This is a genomic window from Streptomyces sp. NPDC046557, from assembly GCF_040645975.1.
Lineage (GTDB): Bacteria > Actinomycetota > Actinomycetes > Streptomycetales > Streptomycetaceae > Streptomyces.
Map to the genome: position 1 here is coordinate 58541 of NZ_JBEYZH010000017.1, position 22444 is coordinate 80984.

Annotated in this window: 23 protein-coding genes and 3 pseudogenes; 15 read left to right on the forward strand and 11 right to left on the reverse strand. The window is 69.1% G+C overall.

What is annotated here, in order from left to right; translation table 11 throughout:
- Positions 1-3 precede the first annotated feature (3 nt).
- Genes ABZ934_RS24510 through ABZ934_RS24530 form a run of 5 tightly spaced genes read left to right on the forward strand, consistent with a single transcriptional unit; the run spans position 4 to position 4985 of the window.
- Positions 4-906 (forward strand): ABC transporter permease subunit, encoded by a 903-nt coding sequence (locus tag ABZ934_RS24510; protein WP_361316952.1) that lies wholly within the window; start codon positions 4-6, stop codon positions 904-906.
- Complete coding sequence (locus tag ABZ934_RS24515; protein ID WP_361316955.1) at positions 894-1730, forward strand: ABC transporter permease subunit; 837 nt, start codon at positions 894-896, stop codon at positions 1728-1730. The genes ABZ934_RS24510 and ABZ934_RS24515 overlap by 13 nt, the downstream gene beginning before the upstream one ends.
- Before the next feature lie 14 nt (positions 1731-1744).
- Positions 1745-2812, forward strand: coding sequence for an ABC transporter ATP-binding protein (locus ABZ934_RS24520; RefSeq protein ID WP_361316957.1), 1068 nt, complete (start codon positions 1745-1747; stop codon positions 2810-2812).
- Between the two features lie 29 nt (positions 2813-2841).
- Positions 2842-4665 carry an HAD-IA family hydrolase gene (locus ABZ934_RS24525; protein WP_361316959.1) on the forward strand — a complete coding sequence of 608 codons (1824 nt, stop codon included), beginning with the start codon at positions 2842-2844 and terminating at the stop codon, positions 4663-4665.
- On the forward strand, positions 4665-4985 hold the full coding sequence (locus tag ABZ934_RS24530) for an SMR family transporter (protein WP_361316962.1): 321 nt from the start codon (positions 4665-4667) through the stop codon (positions 4983-4985). The genes ABZ934_RS24525 and ABZ934_RS24530 overlap by 1 nt, the downstream gene beginning before the upstream one ends.
- Here the strand turns inward: ABZ934_RS24530 and ABZ934_RS24535 are convergent.
- Entirely contained in the window at positions 4982-5479 is a 498-nt protein-coding gene (locus tag ABZ934_RS24535; RefSeq protein WP_361316964.1) for an NUDIX domain-containing protein, read from the reverse strand. The two genes, ABZ934_RS24530 and ABZ934_RS24535, sit on opposite strands and share 4 nt — an antisense overlap.
- 32 nt (positions 5480-5511) lie before the next feature.
- On the opposite strand from ABZ934_RS24535, the pseudogene ABZ934_RS24540 reads away from it, so the two are divergent.
- Both ABZ934_RS24540 and ABZ934_RS24545 read left to right on the forward strand, forming a co-directional pair.
- Positions 5512-5793, forward strand: a pseudogene (locus tag ABZ934_RS24540) (transposase); the annotation flags it as partial.
- A gap of 67 nt (positions 5794-5860) precedes the next feature.
- The gene (locus tag ABZ934_RS24545) at positions 5861-6397 is read left to right on the forward strand and encodes an IS5 family transposase (RefSeq protein ID WP_361316967.1); all 537 of its coding nucleotides are present in this window, start codon (positions 5861-5863) and stop codon (positions 6395-6397) included.
- 15 nt (positions 6398-6412) lie between these two features.
- On the opposite strand, the gene ABZ934_RS24550 is transcribed toward ABZ934_RS24545, so the two are convergent.
- The 3 genes from ABZ934_RS24550 to ABZ934_RS24560 all read right to left on the reverse strand — a co-directional run bounded on the left by ABZ934_RS24550 (position 6413) and on the right by ABZ934_RS24560 (position 8991).
- Positions 6413-7351, reverse strand: coding sequence for a serine hydrolase (locus ABZ934_RS24550; RefSeq protein ID WP_361316969.1), 939 nt, complete (start codon positions 7349-7351; stop codon positions 6413-6415).
- A 422-nt stretch (positions 7352-7773) separates the two neighbouring features.
- Entirely contained in the window at positions 7774-8106 is a 333-nt protein-coding gene (locus ABZ934_RS24555; RefSeq protein ID WP_361316972.1) for a hypothetical protein, read from the reverse strand.
- A 543-nt stretch (positions 8107-8649) separates the two neighbouring features.
- On the reverse strand, positions 8650-8991 hold the full coding sequence (locus ABZ934_RS24560; protein WP_361316975.1) for a hypothetical protein: 342 nt from the start codon (positions 8989-8991) through the stop codon (positions 8650-8652).
- 149 nt (positions 8992-9140) lie between these two features.
- On the opposite strand from ABZ934_RS24560, the gene ABZ934_RS24565 reads away from it, so the two are divergent.
- The 4 genes from ABZ934_RS24565 to ABZ934_RS24580 all read left to right on the forward strand — a co-directional run bounded on the left by ABZ934_RS24565 (position 9141) and on the right by ABZ934_RS24580 (position 14979).
- Positions 9141-9815: a response regulator transcription factor gene (locus ABZ934_RS24565; protein WP_361316978.1), complete on the forward strand. Its 675-nt coding sequence runs from the start codon at positions 9141-9143 to the stop codon at positions 9813-9815.
- A 3-nt stretch (positions 9816-9818) separates the two neighbouring features.
- Positions 9819-11195: an ATP-binding protein gene (locus ABZ934_RS24570; RefSeq protein ID WP_361316980.1), complete on the forward strand. Its 1377-nt coding sequence runs from the start codon at positions 9819-9821 to the stop codon at positions 11193-11195.
- 900 nt (positions 11196-12095) lie between these two features.
- Positions 12096-12635: a hypothetical protein gene (locus tag ABZ934_RS24575; RefSeq protein WP_361316983.1), complete on the forward strand. Its 540-nt coding sequence runs from the start codon at positions 12096-12098 to the stop codon at positions 12633-12635.
- Positions 12636-13134: 499 nt separating this feature from the next.
- Positions 13135-14979, forward strand: coding sequence for an alpha/beta hydrolase-fold protein (locus tag ABZ934_RS24580; RefSeq protein ID WP_361316985.1), 1845 nt, complete (start codon positions 13135-13137; stop codon positions 14977-14979).
- Positions 14980-15047: 68 nt separating this feature from the next.
- On the opposite strand, the gene ABZ934_RS24585 is transcribed toward ABZ934_RS24580, so the two are convergent.
- Together ABZ934_RS24585 and ABZ934_RS24590 are read right to left on the reverse strand one after the other, a co-directional pair.
- Positions 15048-15797, reverse strand: coding sequence for a transposase family protein (locus tag ABZ934_RS24585; protein WP_361316988.1), 750 nt, complete (start codon positions 15795-15797; stop codon positions 15048-15050).
- Positions 15798-16447: 650 nt separating this feature from the next.
- Positions 16448-16663, reverse strand: coding sequence for a hypothetical protein (locus ABZ934_RS24590; RefSeq protein WP_361316991.1), 216 nt, complete (start codon positions 16661-16663; stop codon positions 16448-16450).
- Between the two features lie 487 nt (positions 16664-17150).
- Between ABZ934_RS24590 and ABZ934_RS24595 the strand changes: the two genes are divergently transcribed.
- The 3 genes from ABZ934_RS24595 (at position 17151) to ABZ934_RS24605 (ending at position 19002) form a co-directional block, all read left to right on the forward strand.
- Positions 17151-17699, forward strand: coding sequence for a hypothetical protein (locus tag ABZ934_RS24595; RefSeq protein WP_361316993.1), 549 nt, complete (start codon positions 17151-17153; stop codon positions 17697-17699).
- A gap of 146 nt (positions 17700-17845) precedes the next feature.
- Positions 17846-17986, forward strand: coding sequence for a hypothetical protein (locus ABZ934_RS24600; protein ID WP_361316995.1), 141 nt, complete (start codon positions 17846-17848; stop codon positions 17984-17986).
- A gap of 764 nt (positions 17987-18750) precedes the next feature.
- The gene (locus ABZ934_RS24605; protein ID WP_361316997.1) at positions 18751-19002 is read left to right on the forward strand and encodes a hypothetical protein; all 252 of its coding nucleotides are present in this window, start codon (positions 18751-18753) and stop codon (positions 19000-19002) included.
- Positions 19003-19081: 79 nt separating this feature from the next.
- Here the strand turns inward: ABZ934_RS24605 and ABZ934_RS24610 are convergent, their stop codons facing one another.
- The 3 genes and pseudogenes from ABZ934_RS24610 to ABZ934_RS24620 form a co-directional block, all read right to left on the reverse strand.
- Entirely contained in the window at positions 19082-19453 is a 372-nt protein-coding gene (locus ABZ934_RS24610; protein ID WP_361317087.1) for a DDE-type integrase/transposase/recombinase, read from the reverse strand.
- A gap of 62 nt (positions 19454-19515) precedes the next feature.
- A complete protein-coding gene (locus tag ABZ934_RS24615; protein WP_361317000.1) occupies positions 19516-19863 on the reverse strand; it encodes an IS3 family transposase in 348 nt (115 codons plus the stop codon).
- 17 nt (positions 19864-19880) lie between these two features.
- A pseudogene (locus ABZ934_RS24620) lies at positions 19881-20010 on the reverse strand (IS3 family transposase); the annotation flags it as partial.
- Between the two features lie 189 nt (positions 20011-20199).
- On the opposite strand from ABZ934_RS24620, the gene ABZ934_RS24625 reads away from it, so the two are divergent.
- Positions 20200-21204, forward strand: coding sequence for a cytochrome c oxidase assembly protein (locus ABZ934_RS24625; protein ID WP_361317090.1), 1005 nt, complete (start codon positions 20200-20202; stop codon positions 21202-21204).
- 90 nt (positions 21205-21294) lie between these two features.
- On the opposite strand, the gene ABZ934_RS24630 is transcribed toward ABZ934_RS24625, so the two are convergent.
- Together ABZ934_RS24630 and ABZ934_RS24635 are read right to left on the reverse strand one after the other, a co-directional pair.
- Complete coding sequence (locus ABZ934_RS24630) at positions 21295-22128, reverse strand: ZIP family metal transporter (protein ID WP_361317003.1); 834 nt, start codon at positions 22126-22128, stop codon at positions 21295-21297.
- Positions 22129-22337: 209 nt separating this feature from the next.
- Positions 22338-22439 (reverse strand): annotated as a pseudogene (locus ABZ934_RS24635) (VOC family protein); the annotation flags it as partial.
- Positions 22440-22444: the final 5 nt, after the last annotated feature.

Genomic DNA, 22444 nt, shown 5'->3' on the forward strand with positions numbered 1-22444 from the left:
TCCATGACCTCAGCCGCCCTCGCCCCCACGGTCCGGGAGCAGGCGCCCACGGCCGCCATACAGCGCAGGCGCTCCTGCGCCTGGCTCGCGGCCCTGCCACTGCTCGCTTTCGCGGCCGTGGGCTTCGGAGCCCCTGCCCTGGCCATGCTCACCGGTGCGTTCACCGTCAAGGACCCCGCCACCGGCGCCGAGGCCTTCTCCGCCGCCAACCTCACCACCTCCCTTCACGGTCCCTACCTGACCTCATTGCTCGGCAGCGTCAAGCTGTCCGCCGTCTCGGCGGGGATCGCCGCCGTCCTGGGCCTGCTGCTCGCCCAGGCGGTGGTCTCCTTCGGCTCCCGGACACTGCGGGAGGCGGTGCTCACCGGCTCCGGCGTGCTGGCCAACTTCGGCGGGGTGCCGCTCGCGTTCGCCTTCGTCGCCACCCTCGGCAACTCGGGCGTCCTCACCCGGCACCTGGGTCTGGGCGACGCGGGCTGGAGCCTCTACAGCTTCTGGGGCCTGACTCTCACCTACCTGTACTTCCTCATCCCCCTCATGGTGCTCACCATCACCCCCGCCCTCGAGGGACTGCGCGTCCAGTGGCGCGAAGCCGCGCAGAACAACGGTGCGACCACGGCGCAGTACTGGCGGCACGTCGCCCTGCCCGTGCTGGGCCCGTCCCTGCTCGGCGGCCTGGTGCTGCTCTTCGGCAGCGCCTTCGCCGCCTACGCAACCGCCGCCGCCATGGTCGGCAGTTCGATCCCGCTGGTCACCCTCCAGATCGCCGACGCCATCTCCGGCAACGTCCTGGTGGGCCAGGAGAACGTGGCCCTCGCCCTGAGCCTGGACATGGTCGCGGTCGCGGGCCTGGTCATGGCCGTGCACCTCCCCCTGCAACGACGGAGCACCCGATGGCTCGACTGACGGCACCCCGCGGCAGCGCGACGCTCGCCCTGGCCGGGCTGTATTTCCTACTCCCCCTCGCCGCCTCGGTCGTCTTCACGATCGACGTCCCCGGCAAGGGCCTGACCGCCGACGCCTACCAGCAGATCCTCGACGCCGACGGCTTCCTGCCCAGCCTGCTGCTCTCGCTCGCCCTCTCGGCCGCAACCGTGGCCCTGGTACTGCTGCTGGTGGTACCCGCCGCACTCGCCGTACGGCTCGGGGCGCCCCGGCTGCGCCCGCTGCTCGAGGTCGTCTGCTCGCTGCCACTCGTCGTCCCGCCGATCGCCCTCGTCGCCGGCATCAGCACGGTGCTGCGCTGGGGACCGGACCACCTTGCCGGCACCCCGCTGTTCCAGGCGTTCACCGCCCTGCAGAACCCCTCCTTCCCGCTCGTGCTCGTCATCGCCTACGCGGTGATGTCCCTGCCCTTCGTCTTCCGCTCCCTGGACGCGGGGCTGCGCGCCATCGATGTACGTACCCTCGTCGAAGCGGCCCGCAGCTGCGGGGCCGGATGGCCGCGCGCCGTCGCCGGCGCCGTCCTGCCCAACCTGCGCGGGGCACTGCTCAATGCCACCTTCCTTACCCTCGCGCTCGTACTGGGCGAGTTCACCGTGGCCAGGGTGCTCGGCTTCCAGCCCTTCGCCGTCTGGATCGTGGGGGCCAGCGGCTCCCAGGCCCGGCTGTCCGTGGCCGTGTCGGTCCTCAGTCTGCTCATCACCTGGGTGCTGCTGCTCGTCCTGGCCTTCCTCGGCGGACGCCGCGCCAGGATCTCCACCACCGACCGGAAGGTTTCCGTCCGATGACCACGATGGCCACGATGACCGCTGAGGCTCCCACCACGGTGACTGCCGCCTCTGTCGAACTCCGCGCGTTGCGCCGCGCGTTCGGCACCACTGTCGCCCTCGACGGGCTCGACCTGACCGCACGACCCGGCGAACTCCTCGCCCTGCTCGGCCCGTCCGGCTGCGGCAAGACCACGGCCCTGCGCATGCTCGCCGGCTTCGAGCACCCCGACTCCGGGCAGATCCTCGTGGACGGCCAGGACATCACCGCCGTCCCCGCGCACCGCCGGGACGCCGGCATGGTCTTCCAGTCCTACAGCCTCTTCCCGCACCTGACCGCCCTGGACAACGTGGCCTTCGGCCTGCGCATGCGCAAGGTGCCCGCGGCGCAGCGGCGCGCCCGTGCCGCCGCGTTGCTGGAGCTGGTGGGCCTGCCCGACAAGGGCGACCGCTTCCCCCACCAGCTCTCCGGCGGCCAGCAGCAGCGCATCGCCCTCGCCCGCGCCCTGGCCCTGCGCCCCCGTGTGCTGCTGCTCGACGAGCCACTGTCCGCGCTGGACGCGAAGGTGCGCCTCACCCTCCGGGAGGAGATCCGGCGCGTCCAGCAGGAGCTGGGCATCACCACCGTGTTCGTCACCCACGACCAGGAGGAGGCGCTGTCCATGGCGGACCGGGTCGCGGTTATGCGCGGCGGCCGTATGGAGCAGTGCGCCACCCCCGCCGAGCTGTACGGACGCCCGGCCACCGCCTTCGTCGCCGAGTTCGTCGGCACCATGAGCCGCATCCCCGCCCGTACCGCGGGCTCCGGAACCGTCGAGGTATTCGGCCGTCGGCTGCCGGTCGACGGAGAGGCACCTGCCGGTCCGGACGTCGACGTCCTGGTCCGCCCCGAGGCGGTCCGCGTCACGGCCGCCGAGGACGGCGAGGCCCGCGTCACCGCCACCGCCTTCCTCGGCGCGGTCACCCGTCTGACCGTGACCCTGCCCGACGGCACAGCGGTCAAGGCCGACCTGCCCACGTACGATGCCGCGACCCTCGCCCCGGGCGCCTTGGTTACCCTCAGCCTGCCCGACCGCCCGGTGCTCGCCGCCGCGCGCGCATGACCCCGACGTCCCCCGACAGAAGAGAACCCGTGTCCCACAACAGCACCGACACCCCCGACGCCCCCGCCCTGAAGGCTGTCCTCTTCGACATGGACGGCACCCTCGTGGACACCGAGGAGTTGTGGTGGCAGGCCGTCCAGCACACGGCGGCCGGGCTGCAGTACGAGCTCACCGACGCCGATCTGCCCGACGTCCTGGGCCGTCCCGTCGAGCACACCGCCGCCCATCTGCACAGCGCCGCCGGCAACACCGTCCCGCTCGCCGAGCTCACCGCCGGCCTGCACCGGGAGTTCGCCACCCGCGTCGAGGACCGTATCGTGCCGCGGCCCGGTGCCGTCGAGCTGCTCGACCGGCTCCACGAGCAGGGCATCGACATCGCCCTGGTGACCGCCTCCCCGCGCTCGGTGGCCGACATCGTGCTGCGCAGCCTGGGTCCCGGGCGGTTCGCGGTCTCTGTGACCGCCGACGACACGGCGCGCACCAAGCCCGCCCCCGATCCCTACCTCGCGGCGGCCCGCGCCCTGGGCGTACCGCCCGCCGCCTGCGTAGCCGTGGAGGACACCCCGACCGGCGTCGCTTCCGCGGAGGCCGCCGGCTGCCCCGTGCTCGCAGTGCCCTCCCTCACGCCCATAGCCGCCGCCCCCGGACGTACCGTCCTCGGCAGCCTGGAGCAGGCGGACGTCGCCCTGCTCGAGGCGATCGCGTCCGGAACCGGCGCCTCCTTCCTGGTCCCGGCCTTCACCACGCGCAACGCCCGCGTCGGCGAGCCGCTCCGTGCCACCGTCTCCGGCCTGTTGCGCGGGGGTACGGTCGCAGGGTTCGTCAAGGCGTCCGGCCCTGACTGGGCGCACGTCGGCGCCGATGGGACAGTCACGGGAACGCCGGCCGAGGCGGGATGGGCCGAGGTCGTCGTCAAGGCCACCGGTGGTGCCCGCGTCACCGTCCGCATCCCGGTCGTCGGCGCGGACGAGCCCCTGGTACGCGAGCTCAAGGTGATGAGCTGGAACCTGTGGCTCGGCGGCGCCCCGGTCGACGGCCACCGCGACAAGCAGCTCAAGGTCCTGCTCGACGCGAACGTCGACATCGTGGGCCTCCAGGAGACGGCCGGCACCTCCACGAGGGAACTCGCCGCGGCCCTCGGCTGGCACCACCACCAGGCCGGCCACAACCTCGGCATCCTCAGCCGCTATCCCATCACCGCCCGCTTCGGCGACCCCGCGCCTTCCGGCTACGGCGCCGCCGGCGTCACCGTCCGCCTGGACTCCCGGGACGGCGTTCCGCAGGACGTCACTGTCTGGAACGCGCATCTGAACTACACCCCATACGGCCCCTACGACGCGAGCTTCGACCGGTTGCCCGTACCGGTGCTGATCGAGCACGAGACGGCCTCCGGGCGCCTGCGCGAGATCCAGGTCATCCTCGGAGCCATGACGCCGGACCTCGCCACGTCCGGCACCACGCCCGTGCTGCTCGTCGGCGACTTCAACGCGCCCTCGCACCTGGACTGGACCGAGGCCGCCGCCCCGCTGCACGGCGGGTGCGGCCCCGTCGAGTGGCCGGTCACCAAGGCGACCGAAGCCGCCGGGCTGCGCGACTCCTACCGGGTCGCCCACCCCGACCCCGTCCGCGCCCCGGGTACGACCTGGTCCCCGCTCCACCCTCTGCACGAGGACGGCAGCGGCCGGGCCGAGCCCCAGGACCGCATCGACTACGTCCTGTTCTCAGGGGACCGCCTCGACGTACGGGACGCCGTCGCCCACGTCACCGGCGCTCCGCGCCCGTATCCCGATGTGAAGGCCAACGAATGGCCCTCCGACCACGCCGCCGTCATCACCACCTTCACCGTCCGCTGATGCTGTGGCTGCTTCTCGCCGGGGCCATCGGAGCGGAAGTCACCGCCACCGTCGCGCTGCGCGCCTCGCACGGCTTCAGCCGACCCATACCCTCCATGGTGGTGGTCGCCGGGTACGTCACCGCGTTCTATCTGCTCTCGCGTGTGCTCACCCGGGGACTCCCGCTGGGAGTGGTCTACGGCATCTGGTCGGCGGTCGGCGTGACAATCGTATCGGTCATCGGAGCGGTGTACTTCGGTGACCGGCTCACGTGGACGCAGATCGGCGGCATAGCGCTGGTGGCGGCCGGGGTGCTCGCTCTGGAACTCGGTCATCGCTAGGACTTGTCCGGGCGATCTTCGATGGCTCGTGCGATGAGGCCGTGGATCAAGAACTCCCCGGGTCTGCGGTTCTCTTTGAGGCGGGCGAGGTTGTCGCGGTTGAACCAGTCGTGGGCAGAGTGCTTGGACCATTCCAGTGTGGGGTGGCCCAAGTCGCCGTCGACCTCGACGAGATAGTCGGCCTCGTGCCGGAGTCCATCGCCGTCGTCCCCCGTCCAGGTTGTGGTGCCAAGGAACCGCCGCACGTGGATCAGGCGCCAGCCGGTCTCCTCCTCAACCTCGCGTGCGAGGGCCTCCAGAACCGTTTCCCCGGCCTCGACGTGGCCGCCCACGATGTCCCAGGTGTCGGGAAACAGGCGACGGTGTGGGCTCCGCTTCTGGGCGAACGCCCGGCCGTCATGGTTGAGGATGACGGCGCCGACGGTCCAGACCTCGCCTGAGGCGGGAACGGGCACGTCGTCGTTGACAGTGAACGACGGGTTGTGAGTGGGCATGACCGATAGCGTGAGACGGGAGTTTCCCCGGCATGCCGATTTCGTTGTGGTGGGCATGGGACGGGGATGCCGAGTGGGAACGGCTACGGCCGTTCCTGCCGGTCAGCAATAGGCGTTGTGGCAGGTGGAGGGATCACCGGCAGGTAATCGACGGGATTCTGCACCGGGTGCGGACCGGGGTGCAGTGGCGTGACCTGCCCGAACGGTTCGGGCCGTGGAAGACGGTCTACGAACGGCCCCGACTGTGGTCAGCAGACGGGACATGGGAGCGTCTGCTTCAGCAGGTCCAGGCGGCGGCGGGTGCGGCGGGTGCCCGCACGACCCGCCGCCGGCGCCCGCCTCAAAGGGGGCCGAAGGGTCAGAACATCAGGACGAAACGCCGTGGCAGAGTCTGCACGCCCGCCTGGTGGAGGTGGTGCGGGAGGTGAGGGCCTGGGCCGCTCGCGCGGCGGGTTCACGACTAAGCTCCACCTGAGCGCGGACGGCCGTTGCCGCCCGTTGTCTCTGATCGTCACACCCGGTCAGCGAGCGGACTGCACCCAGTTCAAACCGGTGCTGGAGAAGATCCGAGTCCCGAAATCGGGGCCGGGCAGGCCTCGCAAGAAACCCGACAGCGTCGCGGCCGACAAGGCCTACAGCAACGGGCCCTGTCGTGAATACCTGCGGCGCCGTGGCATCCGGCACACGATCCCGGAGAAGACCGACAGCCAGGCCGCCCGCCTGCGCAAAGGCTCACGCGGCGGGCGGCCACCCGGCTTCGATGCAGAGCGGTACAAAAAGCGCAACACCGTTGAGCGAGCCATCAACAGGCTCAAGCGCGACCAGCACCGGGCGGTGGCTACCCCCTACGACAAGCGCCGTTACATCTACCTCGGCACCGCCACCGCCGCAGCCCTCACTATCTGGCTCCGCACATGATCGACCGGACAAGTCCTAGGCGGTCGGGGGCGGGGGCAAGTCCCGGTTGATGACTCCAGCAGCGCTTTCAATGGTGGCGATGCCTTCTTTCATCGAGCGGTTGTCGTGCGAGAGCACGACGATTGCGTAGTCGTGACCGCCGCCCGTGAATGCGCCGATGCTGTGGACCCGCCAGCCGTTGGTCGCGCGCGGCAGCCACCCGTTCTTCACATGGACAGTCGCCGTGCCGGATACCCCGGCCGGCACTCCCCACCGCTGGTCGGGGATGACTCGGTTCATCAGGCCGAGGACGTAGGAGCGTGCGTTCCGGTCGAGGACGGAGTTGTCGGAGGTGAGTATCCGGAGCAACTGCAGCTGGTCGTCGGCGGTGATCTGGGTGTGCCCCCACAGTCCCTGTGGTCCTGGAACGGTGTGCCACATTCCCGCCAAGGAAAGGAAGCGCTGGATGTCCTTGTGCCCGACCTCTCGCCACAGAGCGGATGTCGCGTCATTGTCCGACTTGGTGATCATGGCCGTGGTCAGATCCACCTCGGCCGGTGTGAGGCCTCGGTGCTCGGCGGTGGCCTTGCGCAGCAGAGCTCCGAGCACTGTGACCTTGACCACGCTTGCCGAGTCGAAGGTCGCGTCGCCCCGGAATGTGCACGAGGTGTCCGTGGGGCGGTCGTAGAGCGCGAGAGCTGAGGACCCCCGGCTTCCGCGCAGTGCGTCGGCGATGTCCTGCGACAGTCGGGCCGCCAGCTTCGGCTGCCGGGAAGTGCACGTGACCTGTGAGCTGCCGACCGAGGCACTGGCGGAGTCGGCGGCGGCCGCGGCCGGCGCGGCGAGTGTTACGAGAGCTGCCCCGGCGGCCGTGATCGCAGCCAGACGCCGCAGCGCGCGGCGCGATGTGCACGTTCCGGGCATGAAGCTTCCGTCCTTTTCTCTTTCCTGTCGCCACGGCTGGTCCCGACGCAATCGGCAGCGAGTCCGAGGCCCTGTGGAAGTAGGCGGCCGCGGCCCGCGATCGTGCTTCCGGGGCGAATGCCCCGCGCGCCGGGCGAAGACCGGCACGGCTGAGCGGGCGCCGGCGCAGGGGTATTGGAGGTGTTCACCGGCATAGCCTGACGAACTTCCAGGTCCGGGAATCCACGGCGACAATAACAGGGGGCCTTCGGACTGCAGCACGGCGCGGATGACCATATGTCCCTATTGCGCACTTTCGTAAGTGTGATGTTCGTCAACCCATTCGTCGTCCGAGCCCATGAGTTGCCGTCTCCTTGCGGACAGGGCGGCGGTGGCGGATCCGGGCGGCGGGTACGGCGACATCGTCCTCGGCATGCTGGCCGTGCAGGCGTCCCCACAATGCCGATCTTCTCCATCTCGGAGTGGCTGCTGCCTTACCGGCATCTCCTGGGCCGGACGCCTACGCGCTGCCGGGCCGGTAGGGCCGGCGGATGGCCGCCGCCGGGGTGCTGCGCAGCCTGCGCGCCAATGAACGAGAAGTCCTCCTCGGCCATGAGCGCGGACTGGCCGGACGCCACCCCCTGTTCCTCCTCGGTGCCGCCCTTGCCGTCTGCCCGCACCCCACCCGGCGGCCCGCCCGCCACCCGCTCGATTCCCAGCCGGAGCAATGGGCCGACGAAACCGCCGCAGCCGCGGTCGGTGACCGCCGCCTGGCGGCGCGCGCGGTCGACGAGGTCGCCCTCGCCGCCTCCGTGACGCCCTCGCACGCCCGCCCCGCACCGGCACGCTCCGTGAGAGGCCGCGCCGGGTGGCCGCCTTCCTCGCGCCGCCCCCGTACCGGCCCAGCTCCCACCGGGCCGCCCGGTGCGTCCTCCTCGTTGGCTGCCTGCTCTTGTCCTCGGCCGCCCGATCAAGGCGTGGAGGGACTTGCGCTCACCGTCGAAACGCAGTCGCCCCCCTCGCCTCACCCCGGGCGCCGCAGAGGCGTCTGTATCTGGGCCTCTCCCCATCCGCGATCCGCGCCTCCCGCGCTGTGCATCCCTGCGCGAGGATGCCAGGCCGCCGCCCCAGAATGACGGCAGGCAAGGCAGCCGGGTCCGGTGCCACGGGTCGGGCGGCTGTGTTCCGGCCGATCCCCTCTACGGCTGCCACCGTGGCCCGCCCGGCTCGGTGGCGGGTGCGGTGCCGATCCGGGACGGCCGGATCGGCTTGCTGCACTGGCCGGTGGTCGCGATGGTCCGGAGGCGACGGGCAGTGGTGCCGTTCCTGCTCTGGCCGAGCGGTACGGAAGGGCACCACGGCCCGTCCGGTCACTCCTTTCCGGTGAACCGGTGGTCGACGGAGCTGTTGGCGTCGGCGTGCCCGCCGGGGCCGTCGGAGACACCCTCCGATGCCTCGCCGGCCCGCTGCTGCTCCTGACCCTCGCCGTTCGTGCCGCGGTCACGGGCGTTCTGGTCGCCCTGCTGGATGTTGTCGCGGTCCGGGCCGGTGGAGTTCTCGCCCGGGTCAGGGGTGTCGTGCCTGACTGCGGCGGCCGGTGTGGTGACCGGCGCTGCGGTGACGGTAGTCGCCATCGCGATACCGCTGCCCGCACCGCCCGCCAGCAGCGCCGCTCCCGCGATCAGCGCCAGCCTGCGTCGGATGATGGTCATGATCCCTCTTTCCCTGGTGGGAATGGTCTTGTGAACGCACCCAGCCTGCGACGAGGCCTCTGAGAGGAGGCTGAGAGGCCGGGGAGCTCTCAGCCTCCTCTCAGCAGGCGCTCCCTACGGTGCGGCGTACGGTAGGAGAAGAGGCGGCTATGCGCGTGCTGGTGGTCGAGGACGAACGTGGGCTCGCGGCGGCCATCACCCGCGGACTCACCGAGGAGGGCTTCACCGTCCACACCGCCCTCAACGGGGTCGACGGACTGTGGAGCGCCACGCACCAGCCACATGACGTCATCATCCTGGACATCATGCTTCCCGCCCTGTCCGGGTACGAGGTTCTCAAACGCCTCCGGGCCGCACGGGTATGGACCCCAGTGCTGATGCTGACCGCCAAGGACGGCGAGTACGACGAAGCAGATGCCCTGGACCTCGGAGCCGACGACTACCTCAGCAAGCCCTTCTCCTACGTCGTGCTCGTCGCGCACCTTCGGGCGCTGCTGCGGCGCGGGGCGCCGGCCCGCCCGGCCGTACTCGCGGCAGCCGACCTCACCCTGGACCCTTCCCGCCGCAAGTGCCAGCGTGCCGGTCAGGAAATCCCGCTGACGGCAAGAGAGTTCGCGCTCCTGGAGTTCCTCATGCGCCGCCCGGACGAGGTCGTCAGCAAAAGCGACATCCTCACTCACGTGTGGGACGAGAACTTCGACGGTGACACCAACATCGTGGAGGTCTACGTCCGCTACCTGCGACGCAAGATCGACACTCCCTTCGGCCGTCACACAATCGACACTGTCCGCGGCGTCGGCTACCGGCTCAACACCGAGGGGTGAGCAGTGCGCACCCGCATCGCGTGGTGGTGGGCCCGAAAGTCCCTACGCCTGCGCCTGACCGCCGCCGCAGCAGTCGTGACCGCGGCCGGTCTCGCCGGAGCCGCCGTGCTGCTGGTCACCTGGCTGGATGCCAGCCTCACCGGCGGCCTCGACCAGACCGCTCTGCAACGCGCCCAGGTCATCGCCGCCGCCGTCGACACCGGCAGGCTCACCCCCTCCCTCCCTGCCTCCGCCGAAGGCGACACCGCCGTACAGATCATCGACTCCAAGGGCGCCGTGAGAGCCAGTTCCGCCAACCTGGAGGGTGAACCGCGCCTCTTCACTTTCGCCGCCAGCACCTCCGGCGACCCCCACGCCCACACAGTGCGCGGCCTGCCCCTGGGCGACAACGGATCCTGGCGCACCATGGCCATCCCCGCCGGCCGGCCCTTCGGCTCGCTTACCGTTTACGTCGCCGTCCCCACCGCCACCGTGGACCACAGCCTGGCCCAGCTCAGCGCCGTACTCGCCGCCGCCGTGCCCGTGATCGTCACCCTCCTCACCGTCATCGCCTGGCAGCTCACCGGACGCGCGCTGCGCCCCGTGGACACCCTGCGCGCCCAGGCCGCCGCCATCACCGCCACCGACCTCAACGGTCGCCTTCACGTCCCGGCCTCCCACGACGAACTCGGCCGACTCGCCAGCACCCTCAACGACCTGCTCAGCCGACTCGACACCGCCACCCGTCAGCAGCGCCAGTTCATCGCCGACGCCGCCCACGAACTGCGCAGCCCCCTCAGCAGCCTGCTCACCCAACTCGAAGTCGCCGTCCGCCACCCCGACTCCACCCACTGGCGAACGCTGGCCCCCGACCTCGTCGAAGAAGGCGAACGCCTCTCCCGGCTCGTCGACGACCTCGTACAACTCGCCCGCCTCGACGCACGCCCCCAACTTCGCCGCCGTCAGGTCGACCTGGACGAGATCGTCTTCACCGAAGTCCGCCGCGCCCGCCAGGGCGCTCCCCTCGCCATCGACGAACACGCGGTAGGCGCAGCCCGGCTCGACGGCGACCCCGACGCCCTCGCGCGCGTCGTACGCAACCTGCTCGACAACGCCACCCGCTACGCCACCAGCCGCATCGACATCCAGCTCGGCGTCCACCACGCCACCGCCCACCTGGTCATCGCCGACGATGGACCCGGCATCCCCCAGGCCGACCGGCAACGCGCCTTCGACCGGTTCACCCGGCTGGATAATGCCCGGGCCAGAGACGCCGGTGGCAGCGGACTCGGCCTCGCCATCGTCCGCGACATCGTCGCCGCCCACCACGGCACGATCCACATCGAGGACAACACCCCGGGGGTCCGCGTCGTCGTACGCCTCCCGGCCGACGAGGACTGACAGTGAGGGTGAGACGTGGTTCCTCCGGCGAGTCTGACTCACGGACCGACTGACGCCGACCGGCTGTCCTTCGCTGGATCTGTCGGCTCGTTCGGAGGGGCCATCGCACGACCGGACGGGCGACCATCACCTCATAGAAGCTTGGTCAAGAAGCCCCGCCACTGTCTTGTCCGCCGCCCGGCCCCGGTGGTGGGCAACCCGGACACCTTTCCCGCAGCTGACCCCGGCACTGACCCGGCAGCCCGGCTTCCTGCCGTTCCTATGCCTTCGACCGGCTTCGCTGGTGCCGGTTCCTGACCGCGTTGGATGTCGCAAGGAGCCGTGCCAAGCGCTACGCAGCGCCCGCGCCCGGTTCCACTCCTTCAAGCGATGGAACGCCCTCCAACGCCGGGTCCGGGTCTTCTCCTGGCTGCTCCTCGACGTGGACGCTGCCACCGAGCCGTATTCCGACACCGCCCCAGGACACCCTCTTGGAGGAACACCGCCACCTCACCGCCAAAAAAGATCGCCGCGAAGGATACCCGGCTCGGCACGTACTCCGCCGTGCTCAGCCTGGCCGGCCGTATGGTCGGCGGACCCCGTACCGGCATCATCTACACGGCGCTCTGCGCCATGCTGATCCCCGGATGACTCACCCTGGCAGCCGATGCCGTCCTGGCCCTCTATGCCGGACAATCCTCCCTCACCCGCCTCGTCGGAGTCGCCCACCTCGTCTCCGAGCACGCCCTGTCGGCGGACTGGGCGATTGTGATCGGACATGGCTCGTAGAAGCCCGGGGAAGCCGGGGAACGAGGCGCGCACCGGCCGGCTGCTGTCTGACCCAGGCAAAGTCATCCAGCGCGCCCTGACGCGGGAGATGGTCCTATGGCGGGGACGACTCCACGACGCGGGAGAGACCTGATGGCGAAGAACGCTGAGCAGCACAGCCCCGGCGAGCGGGACGACCATCGTCCCGGCCTGCTGCGACGCTGGCGGGAGACGGTCGACGAGCGCACCGGTCCCACCCAGCGCTCCCTCCTCGCCACCTGGCTCGCCTTCGGGGCCACGTTCGGCACCGCCCGCCTGATCACCCATGGCATCCGCAGCGGACGACTGCCCTGGGGCAATGTCTCGGCCGGCGGCACCCATCTGCATCATTACAACCTCGGAATCGCCATGCTGGCCGGCGTGGGGCTGGTCGCCGTCCGGGGGGACGCGCCACTCGTCGGGCACCCCGGCGTCGGGGCGGCCTACGGCGCCGGGGCAGCACTCATCGCGGACGAATTCGCGCTTCTTCTGGATCTCCAAGATGTTTACTGGGCCAAGCAAGGCCGGATCAGCGTGGACGTAGCGGTCGGCATCATGTCCGGCCTCGGTCTCTATCTCACCGCTGTCCCCTTTTGGCACGAGTTGACCAAGGTCACCCGCCGACACATTCTGGAAGGACATCGGAGTCTGTAAAAGGAGTTTGTTTGACAGACCCGTGCGGCAGGGCGCCGGCACGTCACCGACAACAGCTCGACAACGGCATCGAGTGGCGCTGATCAGGGCGGCGCCCCGGGTGGTCGTTACCGAGGCATATCTCAAGGGCCTCGGCACCGGCGTCAGCCGCAGCCTGGACCTCGACTACCTCGGCGATCCCGGACTCGGCGCCTCGGCCCGGCCGCCCGGCTGGGACGGTCAAGGACATCCCCGTCGGGGCGAAACACGCGGCGGCACCGGCCCTCAAGCGGGCACCGGTCGGTGGCCCCGCCGTCGTTGTCCGTACGCACTTCCTCGGGGCGCTGGACCACGCAGCGACCCAGGCGTTGACGGGTTCCTGACGGAAGCCCGAGTCCTCGCATCAGTCAGCCGGCTGACCCGCGGGGACACCAAATCCTTTTGATCATCCGAAGTGCGGAACCTCTCGCTTCGTACGCGTGTCTCCATGGGTGTAACCGACACCCGGGCCCGATGAGACATGCAGCGCGACCCGCAGCGAGTTCCTTCGATGACATACACCCCGCCGACCACCCGCCAATCCCGGCGCCGCAGGCCCTCCTGCGGCAAAGACTGGAGCCTCATCGCGGCGTGCACGGCCGTACTCGGCGCGGCCGCCTGGCCGACCCTGAACTACTTCGATGCCTTCTCGGGCAACGGTGACTCGATCGCCTTCGGCGGCACGGCTCCCTCCGATGGCGGGAGCCGGCAGTCGGCCGGCTCCAAGCCCCTCATGGCCACCGGGCCTGCCGCCGACTTCAGGATCTCCGGTACGGTCCCCGAGGACGGCAGCAAGATTGCTGTCACGACCTACCAGGGCAAGAGATCCGGCTTCACGGGCAAGGTCTGGGTCATCGAGTCGTCGATCTCCAAGTGGTCGCAGGAAGGCAAGAGCCTGCCCTTCATCATCGCCATGCCGGTACTCAACCCCGAGAACCACGACAAGGACCCCAAGAACCCGCAATCGGCCCTCTACTGGGACGGCAGCGACATCCCCGGGCAGCCGAAGATGGGTACCTGGCTCACCGAGGACGTCCCGGACCTGATCAAGGCAAACTTCCGCACAATCAAGTCGCGTGACGGCTGGGCTTTCATGGGCTCTTCCACCGGCGGCTCCGCGGGCCTGAAATCCGTCCTGCAGAAACCGGAGAAGTTCAAGGCCGTCATCGCCTCCGGCCCCGACATCGTTGCCGACTCCCGCCTGTGGGCCGGCCACCAGAAGGGAAAGGCGCACAACGACTCCAACGTGCTCGCCCAGCGGCTCATAGCCAAAGGCAGCCCCGACGTGTACTTGGGGCTCCAGGTCGGTTCCAAGGAACCGGCCAAGCCCCCGATCGACACGTTCATCGCGAAACTCGGCAACAAAGGACCGGTCAAGACCAAGTACGACGTAATTCAAGGTGGCGAGCACAACGCCGCCACTTACGTGCCGAACATGGAGAGCAGCGGCCTGATCCAGTGGATCAGTGAGCGTTTTCAGCTTCGCCACTCCAGGGTGACGCCGTGGCCCTCGCTTGAGTCCTGGAAGCTCCGAGGCTGGGCCCGCCGGGCACGGTGGGTTGTCTGTGAAAAGTCGCGGGCGGTCACTTCGCTGAGGGGCCGGCCCTGCGCTTCGGGGCGGAAGATGATCGTGGGGAGGGATGGAACGCATGCTCGAAGTACCATCCCTGCAAGGTTCTCCGGCCGGCTTCCCAACCTCCGCAGTGGCGTAGTCGGACGGAGACATCCCTGTAGAGAGGACAGAGGGCAGAGGGCGATGAGTGTGGCTGAGAGTTGGTCGCGTGTGATGAGTCTTCTTCGGGAGCACGCGCCGGCCGATCACGCGGATCTGCCGGGGCCCGCTACGGAGCAGATGCTCGCAGCAGCCGAGGAACGGATGGGGATCTCCCTTCATGGGGACCTGCGGACGTGGCTGTTGCAGAACAATCTGGATCTGCCGGAGGAAGATTTCGACGACGACGTGATGTGCTGCGGCTTCGACGGGTTTCCAGACGAGGGAAGCTTCTTTCTGGGCATCCGGGCGATGGAGAGGCTCTACGCGAACCGCTCCACGTCCTGCGGATTCGACCCTCCGGACCAGCCGGACTACCCGTTCTGGCGTAATGAGTGGATCCCGTTCCTGTCGGACCAGGACGGCTGGATGGGAAAGTTCATCGATGTGCGGGACGGGCGTGTCGGCAGGTGGTTCGTGGGTGAGATCACGGTCACGGGCGAGTACGAATCGCTGGCCCAGTATTTCGACTCCGTAGCGGAGATGCTGACGAAGATCGCCGATGGCAGCTACCCGGTCTGTGGGGTCACCGAAGGCCGACTCGTTTGGTCGTGAGACGGTTCCCAACCGCATGTGGCTGCCGTCGCCAATCCGTCCTCGCCCTGGAGCGCCAATGAGCTTCGTCAGCGTTGACGTTCCAGGGTGAGGATGGCTGCGGCGATGGCGGTCATGCGGTTGGGGCTGCAGCGGGCTCGGCGGAAGATCCGCCAGGACTTGAGTTGCGCGATGCTTCGTTCGACCGGTGCTCGTGCCGCTGACAGGGCGCGGTTGACTGTTCGCTGAGTCGTGGTGAGGTCCTGGCGAGGAGGCCGTCTGATGGGTGTGGTCACCCAGGGGCCGGCGCCGATGTAGGCGCGGTCGGCGAGGATCGGAACACCCTGGCGTTCGCAGATCCGGATGATGCAGTGGGTGCGGGCCGCGGTCAGGTCGTGAGTGCGGCCGGGCAGCGCGGGCGAGATCCACAGCAGGTTGCCGGTGGGATCGGTCACCACTTGCACGTTCACGCCGTGCCGGCGGTGCTTCTGGGAGAAGTCGGCCCGGCTGTCGCCGACACGGTCGCACTCGGCGAGTGTCCCGTCGAGCAGGACGTGATCAGGGTCGGCTTCCCGCAGGACCCGCAGCAGTCCGGGCGCCTGGCGGGACAAGTGCTCGACGACGGCCGTGGCATAGGCATAGGCGGTGCCGACGGATATCCCGAAGCCGACAGCGATCTGTGCGAGCGGGTCGTGCCGGCGCAGGTAGACGAGGCCGACGAGAGCACGCTGGTGAGGCGGCAGCTTGCAGCGTCGGTCACCCTCACGGGTGACGATGAGCATGGATACCCACTCGACCAGAGCATGAGGCAGGTCGAGTGCGGCAGGATGGGGAACCAACAGCACTCCTGTGCCGATGGGTTGAGACTTCGAACACCTCCCTCAACGGCGCGGGAGCCTTGTGCGTTGCGGTCCTCATCCTGACTCATCCTAGGTCACTCGATCAGTGGCCACTCTGAAAGAGCTCAGTGAGCACATGCAGGGCCCCACCGAGTGACGCGAGGAACGCCCGCCCTGCGGTGCGGGGTTTCGGCGTAGTGGCAGGTCGTTTGTTTCGTGATCATGGCAGGCCGAGGAGGGGAGCGAGCGGTCCGCGTCGCGGGCGTTGCGTCGCAGGGCGGCGACGATGTTGGTCGCGCCGGCCAGTCACAGGCGCCGATGGCGAGGTCGCGCCAGGTGGCCATGCCCAGGACGCGTTGCCGGTTCGCAAGTGCGAGGCGCCTTCGACGAACGTGATGTCTCCGACGTGGCGCAGGGCATCGATCTGGCAGTGCTCACGGATCAGGGTCGCGAACTGGGCGGGATCGGCCTGCCCGACGGTGAGGCTGGTTTGACGGCATAGACGGTCTCGATGCTGTTGAGGTTGTCGACGGCGTTCTTGGACATCACCTGAGGATCGGCACCGGCGTTGGAGCCATCACCGAGACTGATCGCGTACACGCCGGCGATGCCGGTGCTCGCACATCCTTGAGTACCGTCTCCCCGGGGAACTACGGGGTCTGGGGCAGCACGGCGACGAAGACGGGCCTGCCCGCGTCTCTGATCTTCTTCGCGAGCGCCTCCGCCTCCGGCTTGGGCAGCCGGCTCTCGGCCCGATGGTCGACGTAGACCGGGCTCTTCTTCAACGCATCGGCCACATCGGTCGTACCGCTTGCGGCGTGCGCCGTATCGGGGATGAACGCGGCGGCCGTGATCAGCAACAGCACGACCAGTGCCGTAGGCCCGGAGCACGCCGCTACTACGACACATCCATGTTCGTCGGCTGGATCGCTGCCGGGCTGCCACTACGCCCGGCGAAGCCGATCAGCCAAGGCTGCCCCTGGCGAGTCCGGTGCCGGTGAGGACCGCCGCCGCCGAAGCTGAACAGGGCCTGCGCGGCCCGGTCGGACACCAGGCCTGGAGGGGCAGAATCTCTCCGCCCCCGCATTCGCCCGGCGCTCCAACCGCCGTTCCGCGAAGATCGGCACGGGCCCCGAGCCGCAGACCCGCCGCGTCGAGCGGGGCCACCGCTCGGACCGCAGACCGCTGACCGCGCAAGCCACGATTCACCCAAGGTCACCCCAACGCCGGGCCATGATTGCGCATCAGCCATGACCTGTTCATGCTCACCACCTACCCGGATCGGCCGCAGATTGTTGTCATGGCTATGCCAGAGCCTATCGGCAGACGAAAACGTCGATCAAGGAGTCCCCCATGCCCCGCATGCGCCAACTCGCCCTTTGCGCCTCCTCGTTGTTTCTTGTTCCCGGTAGCATAATCGTCGGCACCGGCGCCGCCCACGCCACACCCGTGCCCGCCCCCACCACCACCTGCTCGCAGAGCTACCTGCCCCTGCCGGACTCTTCCTGCCAGCCCGGCGCACTCAACTCCGCCGTCACGCAAAGCACCATCCACAGCACGATCTGCGTCTCCGGCTACAGCTCCTCCATCCGGCCGCCCGTCAGCTACACGAATGCGCTGAAGGTCCAGCAGATCGGCCAGTATGGCTACAGCGACACCAACACCGCCGACTACGAAGAAGACCACCTGATACCGCTCTCGCTCGGCGGGAACCCGCGCAGCCCGCTGAACCTGTGGCCCGAGCCGCGGTATTCGGCGGGCGGCTCCACGGCGGTCGACAAGGACACCGTGGAGTACAAGCTGTACAAGGCGGTCTGTGCAGGAACGGTTCAGCTCGCACCGGCGCAGAACGCCATCGCCACCGACTGGACCACCGCGCTGTCCAGGCTCGGCCTGAGCTGATCCACCGGCCGGCCGGGTCGCTCCCGCCGCCAGTCCGTCGTGGCGACGGGAGCGCCCCCGCCCCATCCGACGGGGCCCCTCTCTCCGCCAGGACCGGCCCTCGGGCACGACGAGACGTACCGCCGCGTGTTCGGTGGAGGGGAGGCGTGAGCTACGAGGTCATCCGGGAGCCCGAGGCCCTCGCCCAGGCGGAGCGGTTCGCCAAGGGCCATCCGGACGGGGTGCGAGAGGTGTTCAGTGACCAGCAGGTCCGGATCAGCGTCATCCGCTTCGGACGCCTACGCTGAACCGGGACCGAATGGGCCGCCTCCGGGAAGGGAGCCCCAGCCGGTCGCCTTGGCGGTGGCGGTGCCCGCTGCGGCAGGGCTGTCCCTGCCGGTCGGGATATGCGGAGAGGCAGTCGATCGGGTACGCCTGTGCGTCGTCATCGTGCCGCTATCGAGGTGCCGGCTGGACTGGAGATGGGCGGAATCCTCGTGGTCACGACCTGGAGCGGCATACGAGGTCGGGTGTAGATCCGATGAGGGTGATGCGCGGGAGTTTGGCTTTTCCGGGAGCTGCACGGGCTGCTGGAGACGGGCCAGACCGAGGAGCCGCAGCTGGTGGTTACGCGGGAGTGGCGGCCGAGCTAGTGACCGCACCGGATGAGATCGGAGCGTCGTTTCATAGAGAACCCTCAACCAGGTCGTGACCGGCCCGCGGTCACAGTCACCGTACGGGTGAGCGCCGTCAACGCCGTTGGCGAGGCACCACGAATAGGCACCGGCTCGCCACGGCCGAGTGGGTCGACTGCTATCACCACCGCGACTCCACGATCAGATGGACCACGTCCCGCCCCGAATACGGGACCAGCTACTACACAAACCACGAGAGCCCAGGTCACAGCCACAACCTGAGATGTCTACCCAACCCGGCGCGGTTCAGCGCCCTGTAGGGCGCCTCGGGCGTGGAGCAGAGGTGTGAGCCAGCCTGGCTATTGATCGAGATGCATATGGGACAAGGTGCGGCAGAATGGCATAGGGGGAAACCCATGACAGAGAGGTTGCGAGTAATGGGAAGCCGAATCGCACGCGCTCTTGCCACCGGTACCGCCGCAGCAGTACTGGCCGGTGGAGCAGCAATCGCCGCAACGGGGACCGCCATCGCGGCGCCGACGACAAGCACCAGCGCGGCCGCCACGAGCCAGCACGCCACCACCGCGAAGAACTGCCACAACGTCAAGGGCTACTACAAGACCGTCCACAAAAACGGCAAGGCATCGAAGGTCTGGGTCAAGCCGCACAAGGTCTGCACCAAGAAGTAGGCCATTCGCCGGCGATGTGCTCTGGCCAGGGACCAGCGCCCCGCTCTCCTTCGGGAGGGCGGGACGCTGGTGTGCTGCGTCACGCGTATTTGCGGGCGGCGGCGCCCGCCGGGGCCAGGCTGCGGTGCCGGGCAACTCGCGCTTGATGGTGGCGAAGAGTGACTCGGCGAGCCCGTTGTCCCAGCACTGTACGGTGCGCCCGACCGAGAGTGGAACGCCGAACTCGGTTTCCAGGGCGGTGAATTGCCGGCTGGTGTGCTGGCAGCCGCGATCCGAGGATCACCGGGCGGGTGTGGCGGCGCTGTCGGCAGGCGGCCCTGAGGGCGTCGGCGACCAGGTCTGTCCGCAGGTGATCGGCGGTAGCCCAGCCGACGACGCGGCGGGAGGCGATGTCGATGGCGGTGGCGGTGGCCAGATAGAGCCATCCTTCCTGGGTCGGGATGCGGATGATGTCGCCGCAGCCAGCGGGCGTCCAGCCCGGTGGGGTCGGGCCGGAAGTCCCGGGCGATCAGGTCAGGCCGGGCAGCGGCCTGCGGATCGGAAATGGTGGTCAGGTGCCGTCGTCTGCGGTGCCGGTGTCAGTCCGGCGGTCCGCATCAGCCTGGCGACCCGGCGCCGTCCGCATCTTTCGCCCTCGCGTCGCAGGGCGGCGTGGACGCGCGGGGCACCGTAGGTGCCGCGGGAGTTCTCATGGGCTTCGGTGATCTTCTCGGTCAGCTCCAGGTCGCGGACCGCCCGGGGGCCGGGAGTGCCGTTGCGGCGGGCGTAGAAGGCGGTGCGGGAGACCTTGAGCAGTTCACAGGCGCGTTTGACGTTGTGGTTGCTCTGCTTCTCCGCCTCGATGAACGGGTGCACCGTCACCGGGTCTCCTTCACGAAGAAAGCCGTGGCCCGCTTGAGGATGTCGACGTCCTCGCGCAGGCGGCGGTTCTCCCGCCGCAGCGCGGCCAACTCCTCGCGCTCGCTGCTGGTCAGCCCGTCACGGCTCGCCCGCGTCGACCTCGGGCTGGGGTGAACTCGGGTCCGGCCGCTTCCGCCGCTGCGCCGCCCGCCGGCGCGCCGGGCCGGCCCGTCGAAGCTCCCCCGCCGACCGGACTGTCGCGAACGCGGCACCCCACCCCGTGCAGGCCCCCGAAGAGAGTCGTCTACTGTGGAGCGCCCTCGTTGTGGGCGGAAGAAAGACGAGCCGAACGCTGTGATGTCGCTATCCGAAGGTACGCCGCCGACTCTGCCTGAGCTCACGGTGGGACGGTTCCTGTCCTCGTGGGAGCCGGACGTGCCGGCACTGCTCGTGATCATGGTGCTGGCCGCGCTGTACGGCTGGGGCCTGCTTCGGCTGAAGGGCCGGGGCGAGCCCTGGTCCGCCGCCCGCACCGCGGCCTTCGCGCTGCTCGGTCTCGGCACCCTCTCCGTCGCGACGATGTCCGCGCTCGCGGTGTACAATCGTGCGCTGTTCTGGCCGGCCGCCGTCCAGAACGTACTCCTCGACCTGATCGCACCGCTCGGCCTGGCACTGGGCGATCCGCTACGGCTCGCTGTCCAGGCTCTCCCTGAGCACGGCGCCGACCTCGTTCGGCGGCTGATGAGGGGTCGTCTGGTGCGCGTCCTCACGTTCCCCCTGGTCAGTACCGCCCTGGTACTGACAACGGAACTGACGGTGTACTTCACTCCCTACTTCGAGACGGCATTGGCCAACGGCTGGCTCCACGAGCTGATGTACCTGCAACTGCTGCTCACGGGAAGTCTGTTCGTCGTGCCGGTCCTCACGCACGAGCAGGCACTGCCCGCCTGGTGCACCCATCCGGTCCGGGCCGCACTGGTTTTCGTCGACGGGATCGTCGACGCCGTGCCGGGTATCGTGGTGATGACCCACAGCACCTTGATCGCCGGTGCCTGGTATCTGAGCCATGCGCCGTCGTGGGCGCCGGAGATCCACCAGGACCAGCAGCTCGGAGGTGGCGCGATGCTCAGCATCGCCGAGCTGGTCTCGGTGCCGTTCCTCCTCGCGATCCTGGTGCAGTGGGTCCGGTTCGAGCGTGCGCAGACACTGGCGCTGGACCGCCGCCTGGATACGGAGCTCATCCCCGCGGCGCCCGCGCCGGGCCAGGCGCGGAGCGCGAACCCCGATCGTGTACGCCCCTGGTGGGAGACGGAGAACAGCACGGTCGCCGAGCGCCTGCGCAAGCAGAGCCCTCGGACGTAGTCCCCGTCCGGACCGGTTCTGGGAGTGTCCGTTGGGGGACGCCATCGCGGGCGTACCCGCCACGATCATAGGTGTCGGTGCGGCTGGGAATCAGATCCCGGCGGCGGTGATGACGGCGTCGGTGGCGAAACCGAGGAACAGGCCCAGCATGATCATCCAGGTGGAGAGCTCCTTGAGGGCGGCGCGGCGTGCGACGGCCAGGAGTTCGATGATCACGTAGAGGATGGATCCGCCGGCCAGACCGAGGAAGGCAATGGAGAGGGTGTCGTTGACCAGGTGCTGGCCGACCAGTGTGCCGATGAAGGTGGGGCCGCCGCCGATGAGGCCGAGCACGGCAAGGGTGCCCCACGAGGGGCGGGTGCCTGCCGCGGCGAGGGGGGCGACGATTCCGAAGCCTTCGGTGGCGTTGTGCAGGCCGAAGCCGACGACGAGGAGCACGGCCAGCGAGATCTCGCCCTGGGCGGCGGAGTTGCCGATGGCGAGGCCCTCGGCGAAGTTGTGCAGGCCGATGCCGGTCGCGATCATCAGCGCGAGGTTCCCGGCCTCGGAGCGGGTCTTGGGGGCCAGTTCGCTCGTGGCGGCCGCTCCAGGCCCCTCGGACGAGGGTGCCGGCTCGGCGCTCTGACGGCGCGCGGTCCAGCGGTCGTAGTAGACGAGACCGGCAAGACCGGCCGCGAAGCCGGCGGCCAGGACAAGACCACCGGAGGCGGCGGTGCCCCATTCGCGGTCACTCAGGGCGGCGTCGGTGGGCTCCCAGGCGGCGCTGAGAACATCCCAGAGCAGGAAAGTCAGGACGCCGATGGCGACCGCGTTCAGAGCCGCCCTCAGGCCGGGCGCGGGATTACGCAGACGGCCTATTGGCAGGCCGAGAAAGATGGTGAAGCCGGCAATGGCGCCGAGCAGGGTGATCTGCGAACCGGACACGGAGCGCTCCAAGTGGCTGCGGACGGGGAGGAGGGGCGACCAGAACATAGAGCAGGTGAGCCTTACCTAACAACTCACACAGTGTCAGGTATCGGCGACGACTCGGTAGCCCAAGCTCGGTCAGCCAGGGTGCGGGCGAACCGCCGGACGCACACGATCACGAATCGCGTTTCTTGAGGCGCCTCCAGCAGATGAGGCTGCAGGCGAGGTAGAGCGAGCAGGTCGGCATGAGCGGCGTCCAAGTTGTCGACACCTATTCCTATATGGGCCTGCTTCTCCTGTGAGGCGTCCGGCCAAGTGGGGCGGCGATACGTTA